This is a genomic window from Sphingomonas bacterium, assembly GCF_903643065.1.
In the GTDB taxonomy this organism is placed as follows: Bacteria; Pseudomonadota; Alphaproteobacteria; order Sphingomonadales; family Sphingomonadaceae; genus Sphingomonas.
In genome coordinates, this window is record NZ_CAHJWX010000050.1 from 1 (window position 1) to 8,531 (window position 8,531).

The 8,531-nt window shown below is 68.5% G+C and carries 10 protein-coding genes; 3 read left to right on the top strand and 7 right to left on the bottom strand.

The annotated features are described in order from the left end of the window. A partial coding sequence (locus HUU95_RS03210; RefSeq protein ID WP_174278781.1) for a hypothetical protein occupies positions 1–197 on the bottom strand: 197 nt, incomplete at its 3' end. A gap of 75 nt (positions 198–272) precedes the next feature. Between HUU95_RS03210 and HUU95_RS03215 the strand changes: the two genes are divergently transcribed. Continuing rightward, complete coding sequence (locus HUU95_RS03215; RefSeq protein ID WP_174278782.1) at positions 273–551, top strand: hypothetical protein; 279 nt, start codon at positions 273–275, stop codon at positions 549–551. 14 nt (positions 552–565) lie between these two features. Here the strand turns inward: HUU95_RS03215 and HUU95_RS03220 are convergent, their stop codons facing one another. Genes HUU95_RS03220 through HUU95_RS03230 form a run of 3 tightly spaced genes read right to left on the bottom strand, consistent with a single transcriptional unit; the run spans position 566 to position 3,440 of the window. Then, on the bottom strand, positions 566–1,531 hold the full coding sequence (locus HUU95_RS03220; protein WP_174278783.1) for a VOC family protein: 966 nt from the start codon (positions 1,529–1,531) through the stop codon (positions 566–568). Between the two features lie 6 nt (positions 1,532–1,537). Then, a complete protein-coding gene (locus tag HUU95_RS03225) occupies positions 1,538–2,395 on the bottom strand; it encodes a fumarylacetoacetate hydrolase family protein (RefSeq protein WP_174278784.1) in 858 nt (285 codons plus the stop codon). A 31-nt stretch (positions 2,396–2,426) separates the two neighbouring features. Continuing rightward, positions 2,427–3,440: an amidohydrolase family protein gene (locus HUU95_RS03230; RefSeq protein WP_174278785.1), complete on the bottom strand. Its 1,014-nt coding sequence runs from the start codon at positions 3,438–3,440 to the stop codon at positions 2,427–2,429. Positions 3,441–3,688: 248 nt separating this feature from the next. Here HUU95_RS03230 and HUU95_RS03235 point away from each other — a divergent pair, with 248 nt between their 5' ends. Together HUU95_RS03235 and HUU95_RS03240 are read left to right on the top strand one after the other, a co-directional pair. After that, a complete protein-coding gene (locus HUU95_RS03235; RefSeq protein ID WP_174278786.1) occupies positions 3,689–4,615 on the top strand; it encodes a LysR substrate-binding domain-containing protein in 927 nt (308 codons plus the stop codon). Between the two features lie 131 nt (positions 4,616–4,746). Beyond that, the gene (locus HUU95_RS03240) at positions 4,747–6,399 is read left to right on the top strand and encodes an FAD-dependent monooxygenase (RefSeq protein WP_174278787.1); all 1,653 of its coding nucleotides are present in this window, start codon (positions 4,747–4,749) and stop codon (positions 6,397–6,399) included. Here the strand turns inward: HUU95_RS03240 and HUU95_RS03245 are convergent. The 3 genes from HUU95_RS03245 to HUU95_RS03255 form a co-directional block, all read right to left on the bottom strand. Continuing rightward, the gene (locus tag HUU95_RS03245; protein ID WP_174278788.1) at positions 6,396–7,046 is read right to left on the bottom strand and encodes a glutathione S-transferase family protein; all 651 of its coding nucleotides are present in this window, start codon (positions 7,044–7,046) and stop codon (positions 6,396–6,398) included. The two genes, HUU95_RS03240 and HUU95_RS03245, sit on opposite strands and share 4 nt — an antisense overlap. A gap of 73 nt (positions 7,047–7,119) precedes the next feature. Next, entirely contained in the window at positions 7,120–7,725 is a 606-nt protein-coding gene (locus HUU95_RS03250; RefSeq protein WP_174278789.1) for a VOC family protein, read from the bottom strand. A gap of 34 nt (positions 7,726–7,759) precedes the next feature. Continuing rightward, positions 7,760–8,531 (bottom strand): MFS transporter (locus HUU95_RS03255; RefSeq protein WP_174278790.1); only part of this gene is annotated, 772 nt, incomplete at its 5' end.

Sequence of the window (8,531 nt, forward strand, 5' to 3'; positions counted from 1 at the left end):
GCGTCGGGGGAGGCGAGCGCCGGCGCGGCGGCGATCAGCGCCGCCGTCCGGGCCTTCAGCGCCGCGATCTGGGCGGGCTGGTCGCGGTTCTGCGCGCTCAGGACCGCGAACCGCTCGTTGCGCGCCTTAAGCCAGTCGTCGAGATTGTCCTCCGGCCCGGCCGCCCATGACGCCGCCGCCATCAGCGTGGCGCCCATGGTAACGGCGCGGCCCAGACGGAACCATGGGCGACGTCGGAGCTTTCGTCCGGCGTTCCCAGCGAAAGGTGAGCCATGAAGGCCAGGATGATGATCGCGGTCGCGGCGCTGTCGACGATCGCGACGGCGGGGTGCAGCCGCCCGGGCAGCGATGTCGGCGCGAACATCGCGGCGTCGCATGACAACGCCGCCGACGCGATCGACAACCGCGCGGACGTGCTCGACAACAGGGCCGATGCAATGCGCAACGAGGCGAAGCAGACGCGCGATTGGGGCAAGGACCTGAAGAAGGAAGCCGACACCATCGCCAAGCATGGCGGCCACCCCGACCAGGCCACGCTCAACCAGATGTAGTCGCGGCCACCGCGTCACGCGGTCGCCACCTCGCGAACCGTCGCCGGCGCGAACCCCGCCTCGTCGACCTCGTAGTTATGGACGAAGTCGCGGGGCACGTCGGGGCCCCAATTGGCGAGGCTGTCGGCCATGTCGTAGTTGGTCGGCGTCCACAGCGCGTAATCGTCGATATGGTCCATGTCGGAATAATATTCGAACCACGATCCCCATGGGTCCTGGATGTAGTGGAAGAAGTTCGACCCGATCGTGTGCCGGCCAAAGCCCCAGTCGCCCAGCTTGGTCCTGGCGAGCAGCGCCCGGCCGTTGCGGCCGACCGCGTCTGGATCGTGGACCATGAAGCTCGCATGGTGGAAGCCGATGCCGGGCGACTTGGCGAAGGCGACGACGTGGTGGTCGCTGTCCTTCCTCGCGCAGCAAAAGGCGATGATGTCCTGCGCGCGGTCGGCCAGCCCCATGCCGAGCGCGTCGGACATGAATGCGACGCTCGCCGGCACGTCGGGGCTGAACACCAGGATATGGCCCAGCCGCAGCGGCCTGGCGGGGCCGTAGGAGGCGCCGGGCAGCATCGCCGAGCGGCGCTTGCGCACCGTCAGCCCCGGCGCGTTGACCTGGAACGGCTCGGCCGCCTCCAGCTCGGGATCGGCGGGCCGCTCCGATAGGCGGATCAGCATGCCGTGCGGGTCCTCCACCCACAGCCCGTTATCCTCGAACCCGTCCGGTGCGGCGACCACGGTGCCGCCGTGCGCGGCGACGTCGCCCGCCATGCGATCGAGCTGGTCGGCGCGCAGCGAGATGTGGTGGAGGCGTTTCTTGGGATAGCCGCCGAGCAGCACGATCGAGTCGCGATCCTGGCCGGGACAGCGCAGCCGGGCGATGTCACCCTCCACGTCCGCCACCAGCCCGGCATCGGTGTAGAAGGTCACGCCCGGCTCAAGGTCCGACACCTCCAGCGTGAACGACAAGGGGCCCAGCACCGCCATCTCAGTCTACTCCTGTCGCGCCGCGACGCGGTTCTCGATCGCGCCGATGCCGTCGATCTCGCAGCGTACCACATCGCCCGGTTGCAGGAACACCTGCGGCTCCATGCCGACACCCACGCCCTCGGGCGTGCCGGTCGCGATCAGGTCGCCCGGCTCCAGCGTGAACGCGGTCGACAGGTACGCGATCTGCGCCCACAGGTTGCTGACCATCTGCGACGTGTCGCTCGATTGCCGCAGCTCGCCGTTGACGTAGCAGCGCAACGCCAGCGCATGCGGATCGGTCAGCTCGTCGGCGGTGACGATCCACGGCCCGATCGGCCCATGCGTGTCGAACGACTTGCCCATCGTGAACGTGGGAGTGTGGAACTGCCAGTCGCGCGCCGACACGTCGTTGGCGACGGTATAGCCGAAGACGTGCGCTGGCGCGTCCGCCTCGCTGACCTTCTTGGCCGCCGTGCCGATCACCGCCGCCAGCTCGACCTCGTAATCCAGCTTCTCGGTGACGCCGGGCTCGATCGCGTCATACGGCCCCGCGATGCAGGTCGTCTGCTTGTTGAACCAAGTCTGGTGCTTGGCGCGCGCGACGCCCAGCTTGTCGGCCTCGGCGACATGCTTGGCGTAGTTCATGCCGATCGCCAGATACTTGCCCGGCCGCTCGATCGGGGCGAGCAGCTCCGCGTCCGCCAGCGCGACGGCGGGGGCGGCCGTGCCGACATGATCCGCGATCCGGTCCAGCGCCGCCTGGCCGCCGTCGATCACCGCCGCCATCGTCGACAGACCGATCGCGTCGAGCGGCACGATGCCATCGGCCTTGACCGCGCCGACCCGTGCCGTTCCGTCCTGCTTATACCTGACCAGTTTCACCGCATCATCCTCATCTAGATCGTCTTCGCGCCTATACCGCGACTGGCGGGATGCGGAACAGCGCCTGTGCGTTCTCGTGCGTGATCTTCGCCCGCGTAGCGTCGTCCAGCGGCGTGGCCCTGATGAACGGCACCGCGTCGGACGTCTGTTCGTACGGATAGTCGATCGCGAACATGATCCGGTCGGGGCCGAACATGTCGAGGCAGAACTTCAGCGGCGGCGCGGTGTTCATGCCGCTGGTCGTCATGTAGAAATTGGTGCGGAAATACTCGGAGGGCAGGCGGCCGAGCTGCTTCATCTTCAGCGGCCCGAGCCCGCCGCGCCGGACGATGTTCGCATAGCGGTTGTCGAGCCGATCCAGCCAGAAGGCCAGCCCCTCGCCCAGATGGCCGAGCACGATCTTGAGCGTGGGAAAGGCATCGAACACGCCGCCCATGATCATCCTGACCACATGCACCGACGCGTCCGCGCCGAACCCCCAGAGCGCGCCCATCATCCCGTAATCCTGGTACGGCGCGATCATCGCGTCCGACGGGAAGGTAGGGTGGATGTAGATCGGCGCGTCGCACGCCACCGCCGCTTCCAGGATCGGCCAGAATTTCGGATCGTCCAGATACTCGCCATGCGTGTGCGAATTGAGGATGACCCCGTTCAGCCCCAGCTCGCGTATCCCGCGCGTCACCTCGCGCGCGGCGGCGGCGGGGTCCTGCGGCGCGATCGCGGCGAGCCCGGCGAAGCGGGTGGGGTGGCGCGCGATCGCCCGGACCAGCGTCTCGTTGGCGATCTGGGCGAGATCGGTGCCGAGCGCGGCGTCGAACGCCTGCACCCCCGGCGCTGCGATGCCGAGCAGATGCACGTCGACGCCATATTCGTCCATCTCCGGTAGGCGGAGGTCGAGATCGGTGAACTGCCGCACCACCTGCGCCTGCCGGTAATAGATGGCGAGGTAGCGCGACGGCGCGGTATCGATCCGCTCCGTCAGCTTGAGATACTCGTCGATATATTCGACGGGAGCGAAACCTTCCTCGGTCGCGATCAGACGCACGGCTTGCAAGCTCCATGGTCGAGGCGGGACGTGCCGGAAACCGGTGCTGCGGCCATCGCGTCCATTCCTCTCGCGTGCCACCAAATTGGTGTCATCGTCAGGGCCGGACATAGGCAAGGCCCAGGCCGAACCGCAGATAACAAATAATACCGTCCGATACCGGTGACCGGTATGGATCGGTTGTCCGGCGCCACCGAGTGACCTACACCCGCTTGGCCGTTCCGCCACGCGGATCATGAGGATCGATCGTGAAGCTCAGCCATCTGCGTGACGTGATCGCCGTCGCCGAACATGGCAGCCTGCGCGCCGCGGGTCGCCGGATCGGCGTCGCGCAGCCCGCGATCACGCGCAGCATCCGCGAGGTCGAGCAGGAGCTGGGCGCGACCCTGTTCGAGCGGCACGCCCGCGGCGTGCGGCTGACCGAGATCGGCACGGCGTTCGTGCGGCGGGCGAGCGCGGTGCACGCCGAACTGCGGCGCGCGCGCGAGGAAGTGGATCAGCTGAAGGGACGCGCGGTCGGCGAGGTCTCGGTCTCGCTGTCGACCGCGTCGAGCCTCAGCCTGATGCCGTCGGCGGTCCAGGCCTTCCGCAAGCGATGCCCCGACGCGCTGCTCAAGATCTCCGAAAGTTTCTTTCGGCCGATCGAGACGGACATCTTGGCCGGTGCGATAGACTTCTATGTCGGTCCGATCGAGATCGATCAGGTGTCGCAACAGTTCACCGTGGAGAAATTGTTCGAAAACCGTCGCCTCATCCTGGCGCGCAAGGATCATCCGCTCTCCAACGCGCGCAAGCTGAGCGATCTGGTCGATGCGGAGTGGGTCCGGCCCGTGCTGTCCGGCAACAATACCGACGTCGATGTCGATTTTCTGTTCAAGGAACAGGGATACGATCCGCCGCGGGTGGCCCTACACGCCCGGTCGGCGATGGTGATGCTGCTGGTCACCATGAACTCCGACCTCCTCACCATCCTGCCCGAGCAATGGCTCGACTTTCCGCTGTTATCGAATCTGGTCGCGCCGCTCCCGCTCGACGAGCCGCTGGCTGGAACACCGATCTGCATCGTGCGCCGCCGCGACATGCCGCTGACCCCGCTCGCCGAGATCTTCTGCGATCTGATGCGCCGCGCGGCGCTGAACTACGTGCATCGCCGTGAGGCGGGACGCGGGCAATAGCCCGCGACGTGATAGCATCGCGTTGTCAACCCGGCGCATTTCACATCGGGCTCCCGCTGTCGCGTTGGTCGAGCGCACGCTAACAGGGCTGGTGCGGGAACCGACCCGATTTCAGCGCACCAGGAGCGGATATGACGAACCCTGACACGTCCGTCGTGATCATCGGCGCCGGGCCGAGCGGTCTTGCGCTGGCCATCGAGCTGGGCATGGCCGGTGTCGATTGCGTGGTGGTGGAGCGCAACGACCGGGTCGGCTACGCGCCGCGCGCCAAGACCACCAACGTGCGTACCCGCACGCATCTGCGCCGCTGGGGGATCGCCGACCGGCTCGCGGCCGCCTCCCCGTTCGGGGTCGACTATCCGACCGACGTGGCGTTCGTCACCAAGCTGGGCGGGCCGCTGGTGGCGCGTTTCCCGAACTCGTTCAACTGCGCGCCGGCGCGCGACGAGCGTTATCCCGAGCACGGCCAGTGGATCCCGCAATACAAGCTGGAGCAGGTGTTGCGCGAGCAGGCGGAGACGCTGCCGACGGTGCGGCTCCAGTTCTCCACCGAGTTTGCCGGCGCGACGCAGGACGAGGACGACGTCAGCGTGACGCTCCGGCGCATCAACGGCGGCGAGGAAGAGACGCTGACGGCGCGCTACCTGGTCGGCGCCGATGGCGCGCGCAGCGGCGTGCGCGAGGCGATCGGCTCGGGCATGTCGGGCACCTATGGCCTGTCGCGCAACTACAACATCGTGTTCCGCGCGCCGGGGCTGGCGCAGGCGCACCGGCATGGGCCCGGCTCGATGTACTGGCAGCTCAACCCGGCCATGCCCGGGCTGATCGGGCCGATGGACGCGGACGACATCTGGTTCTTCATGCCGACCCGGCTGGCCAAGGACACCGTCATCACGCCCGACGTCGCGGCGGCGATGATCCGCGAGGCGACCGGCATCGACCTGCCGTACGAGATCCTCAGCAGCGACGAGTGGGTCGCCAGCAGCCTGATCGCGGACCGCTATCGCGACCGCCGCCTCTTCCTGGTCGGCGACGCCTGCCACCTGCATCCGCCGTTCGGCGGCTATGGCATGAACATGGGCGTCGCCGACGGCGTCGATCTGGGCTGGAAGCTGGGCGCGGTGCTGAGCGGCTGGGGCGGACCGGCGCTGCTCGACAGCTACGAGATCGAGCGGCGGCCCACGCACGAGGCGGTGATGGCGGAGGCGACCGCCAACCATTCGATCCTGTCCAACGACCTGTGGCGAGACGGGATCGACGCCGACGGCGCCGAGGGCGACCGGCTGCGCGCCGAGGCGAGAGAGCGGATCGTCGCCGCCAAGGAGCGCGAGTTCCGCACGCTGGGGACGGTGCTGGGTGGCTGCTATCGCGAGTCGCCGGTGATCGTCGGCGAGGACGAGGGCGACGTGCCGACCACGCCCGTCGACGGGCGCGTCTACACGCCGACCAGCCATCCGGGCTGCCTCGCGCCGCACCGCTGGCGCGCCGACGGCTCCTCGCTCTACGATGCGTTCGCCAACAAGATCGCGCTGGTCTGCCGGCCCGAGGCGGCGGCGGGGGACATTGAGCGGGCGGTCGCGCAGGCCGGGGCCGTGCCGCTGGCCGTGGTCCACCTGACGGAGGAGGAGGCCGGCGAGCTATACCCGGCGCGGTTGACGCTGGTGCGGCCCGACCAGTTCGTGGCGTGGCGCGGCGATCGCTGGGAGGACGGGTTGCTCGACATCGTCACCGGGCAGCGCGAGCATGCGGCGACCGCGCGCGAGGCCGTCCGGCAGGACGCCTAAAGCCCGAGCGCGGCGCGCGAGCGGTCTTCTTCCGCCAGCAAGCGCGCATAGGCAGGCAGGGCGTCGGTCAGGCGTTCGGGCAGGGCAGCCAGCATCGGGTGGGCGTCGGCGTCGATCCCGTTCCGGCGCGCGACCGAGAAGGTCCAGTCGACGTACACGTCGGCGATCGTCGGCTCGCCCGCCCACCAGCCACGCTCGGCCAGCCGCCGCTCGGCATAGCCGAACGACTTTTTCGCGAGCTCCTTGGACTTCTCGCGCACCCCCTCGACCTCGCCCGTCGTCAGCCGCTGCGGATTGGCGAGGCCGCGAATCTGGACGTGAACGGTGCCGGCGCAGAAGGACAGGCCGCTCATCGTGTCCGCGAGCAGGCGCGGCGCGGCGTCGCGCGGGAAGATGCCGCTGTCGGGCCGCAGCGCCGCAAGATAGGTCAGGATGGCGATGTTCTCCGCCAGCGGCACGCCGTCGGCGATCAGCAGCGGCACCTTGCCGAGCGGCGAGATGGCCATGTATTCGTCGCCGTTCTGCGCGCCCTTGGTGATGTCGACCAGCTCCAGCTTATGGTCGAGCCCCGCCATCTCCAGCGCGCAGACGGTGACGCGCGAACAGGCGCCCGGAAAGTGATAGAGCGTCAGCTCGGGCTGGGTCATGCTAGTCCTGTTCGGTTTGTCGCCCGCCTCGCACGGGCGGTGCGAGGCGGGGGTCGATCGGCGACGGGCGGGGTCAGGCGCCTTCGAGCGGCGAATCCTCGACCGCGCGCGGCCCGATCGGGTGATAGGTCTTGAGCGACGCCTCGTCCTCGCCCGCCAGCAGGCGCTGGTACAGGTCCTCGGGGTCGACATCGACGCCGATCGCGTTCTGGCGGAAATTCTCGGTGAAGAAGAACTCGCCCGCCTCCTCGACCGTGTCGCAGTTGTCGACCTGCAGCTCGATATTGTTGCCTTCGGGATCGGCGTAATAGAGCGACGTGGTCGGGCCGTGATTGACGCCCCAGACCGGCTTGATGCCATGATCGCGCAACTTGGCGTAATTGGTCAGCAGGTCGCGCATCGAATCATAGGTGAAGGCGAAGTGATGGACGCCGAACGTCCCCTTGGCGGCTGGCGCCAGACCGGGAATGTGGATTAGCGCGACGCGATGATGCTCGTCGTCATAGGCGAGGAACGCGATATGCTCCGATTCGAAGGCGGCATGGGAATTGAGCACCAGCTTGTACCAGGCCACCATCTCGTCGAACCGCGACGTGCGCAGGACGACATGGGCGAGGCGCGCCGGCGGCACGATCGCGTCGGCGGTGGCGGGCGGGGCGGTATGAAGGGCGGTCGCCATCATCTTCTCCTGTCAGGCGCTTCCCGTTCGGGAGCTAGCGTCCCGCTAGATCATCAAAGCGCCGCCGTCGCGAGATATCTGTTCGCCGCGATCGATGCCCGGGACCGATCACATCAGGCGACCATCCGGTGACGTCCAGCGCCGACCGCTCGCCGTCGCCGGTCCGCGTCAGGCGTGGCGCCGTTTCGGTGAAGAACAGGCTGACGACGATGCCGGCGACCAGGCCCGCCAGCGCCAGCCACAGCACGTTCTGGATGCCGTGATGCTGGGCGATATAGCCGCCGAGCGAGGGCGCGACGCCGCCGCCGAAGATCTCCGCCACCGCCGCCACCACGCCGATCACGCCGCCGACCATCCCGGGCGGCGCCGCTTCCGACGCGATCGGCCCGCTGATCAGGCTGAGCAGCCCGAACGAGAAGCAGGACGCGAGGAACAGTGTCGCGAACAGCAGCGGAATGCCGCTCGCCGCGTCGAGGCGGGTGAATAGCAGCAGGAACGCGCTGCTGACCGCGAAGCCGGTGATCGCGACCGCGCGCCGGCCGAGCCGGTCGGAGGTCGCCGGCAGACCCCATTGGCCCAGGAAGCCGCCGAAGCCGATCGCGGAGGTGATCCCCGCCGTGGCGCCGTCGCTGAGGTGCAGGTAACCGCTCAGATAGGCGGGGGTGAAGGCGGACAGCACGAAGATGCCGCACATCGCGCACAACTGCCCCGCCATGCTGAGCGGCAGGTTGCGGTGGCTGAGCAGCGCGGCGGCGGTCAGCCGGGGCGGCGTGACGACGGCGCCGCCGGCGGCCTGACCGGCGCGC